The following is a 1,463-nucleotide window of genomic DNA, read 5'->3' on the forward strand; positions in this document are numbered from 1 at the left end:
GATGACGTACAATTGTTTGTGTAACAAAATTTGGAGCCTTAACAGGCAATAAAAAAGTAGGGTATCCTCGGGATTGCTGAGATCACCAAGAAAGGATAGACCCTACTCATGAATCAAAGTGTACACGAAGCAGGCATTCCAAATCTACTTGAAAATCTTGTACGTGAATTTGTGAAAGAAAAGCTTGAATTAATCATGAATGAAGAAATGAACAACTTTCTTCAAATTGAGCAACAAGGACTCCGCAACAGCCGTAACGGTTACTACGAGCGGACACTCGACACCAAATACGGTAAGATCAACGATCTTCAAGTCCCACGCGACCGTAGAGGCGAATTTCAGACCCAAGTATTTGAACCATATCAACGGCGTGATGACTGGCTGGAAGAAGCGGTAATCCAAATGTACAAAGCCGGTATGGGCACAAGAGGCGTAGCAAACTTTATTGAGTCCATGTTTGGCTCCAGATACTCTCCTGCAACGGTCAGCAATATCACAAGTACTGTGTTGGAGGACATTGAAGCCTGGCAGTCACAACCGTTAGAAACACGTTATTCAGTCATTTATTTAGATGCACTTTTCTTTAAATTACGGCGTCAAACGGTGGATAGTGAGGCTATTTATTTGGCGATGGGCATCAATAGTCAAGGTTACCGACAGATCCTCGGTTTTTATGTCGGTGGCAATGAAAGTGCCAACGGCTGGCGAGACGTATTGAGAGATCTTCACAGACGCGGCGCCAAAGAAGTGCTGCTTGGTGTATTTGACGGGCTTTCGGGGCTAGAAGAAGCCTTTAAGGAAACATACCCGAAAGCAGATGTTCAGGACTGCATTACTCATAAGATGCGGAGCCTATTCCCCAAAATTCGCGCACAAGACAAACCTGAAGTAATGGCCGACATGAAAACCGTTTACAACGCTTTGGATTACGATTTAGCCGTCACAACTTTTGCAAGCGTCAAGGCTAAATGGAGCAAGTTGTATCCAAAGGAAATGAAAAGTTTGGAACAGAAGTTGCCTACGATGCTTACCTTCTACAAATACCCGGCAATGATTAAAGAAGCCATTTATACGTCAAACCCGATTGAGCGGACGATCAAGGAGTTCCGAAAGCGTCTTCGACCCATGAATAGTTTGCCGAATATAGAAGCAGCGGAGAAAATCGTCTACCTTGAGGTCACAGACTACAATGAAAGATGGAGCACACGCGTCATCCGGGGGTTTGGCGACCTAGAAGTTAAAGCCAAATTAAACAATATGTTTGAGTTGCGATATGGACCCAAATCAACTGAAACAAAACTTGGGGAAGATCAGACCGCAGCATAAGAAGAAAAACTTTCCTCCCGCGCTTTGCTTGGGCTACGCCCTCTAATAAACATTAAAAATCAGAATATTAAAACATTACTTTATCCATCGTCCCGATGGATAGCCCTACCGCCTTACACAAACTTCTTGACGCTCCC

The 1,463-nt window shown here is 44.0% G+C and carries 1 protein-coding gene; it reads left to right on the forward strand.

The window, feature by feature from the left end; genetic code table 11:
* Positions 1-108: 108 nt before the first annotated feature.
* Positions 109-1,326 carry an IS256 family transposase gene (locus PT964_RS26320; protein WP_274366329.1) on the forward strand — a complete coding sequence of 406 codons (1,218 nt, stop codon included), beginning with the start codon at positions 109-111 and terminating at the stop codon, positions 1,324-1,326.
* The last annotated feature ends 137 nt before the right edge of the window (positions 1,327-1,463 follow it).

This window comes from Paenibacillus thermotolerans (assembly GCF_028745515.1).
Taxonomy (GTDB): Bacteria; Bacillota; Bacilli; order Paenibacillales; family YIM-B00363; genus Paenibacillus_AE; species Paenibacillus_AE thermotolerans.